This is a genomic window from Bacillus cereus group sp. BfR-BA-01441 (genome assembly GCF_022663075.1).
GTDB lineage: Bacteria > Bacillota > Bacilli > Bacillales > Bacillaceae_G > Bacillus_A > Bacillus_A cereus.
This window is the reverse complement of record NZ_JAKUEU010000286.1, coordinates 1-360: the sequence shown is the minus strand read 5'-3', so window position 1 is coordinate 360 and position 360 is coordinate 1. Positions and strand designations below refer to the sequence as shown.

Below are 360 nucleotides of genomic sequence, written 5' to 3'. Positions count from 1 at the left end.
ACTCTAAAATTCTGTGGATTATATAATGCTCCAGCGTTTGCTTTTGCTGCATTAAATGAAGCTTCATTATACGCATAGAATGATTTGTTTATAAATCTTTCTTCTCCATCTGGATTGATCCACTTATACCCTTCATAAGTACCTACCTTCATCCAGCCATTTTCTTTTTTTTCTACTACTCCCCAATTTTGTGGGTTAAATGGTGCTCCATAATTTGCTTTTGTTGCATTAAATGAAGGCTCATTATATGCATAAATCGTTTTGTTGACAGTAATTTGTTCAGACGTAGGATTCATCCATTTTTCGCCTTCCCAAGTCTTAAATTTTAGCCAACCATCTGTTGTTCCATCTACTATTCTA

At 34.4% G+C, this 360-nt stretch carries 1 pseudogene; it reads right to left on the bottom strand.

The annotated features are described in order from the left end of the window. Positions 1-360: pseudogene (locus MR107_RS32105) on the bottom strand (hypothetical protein); the annotation flags it as partial.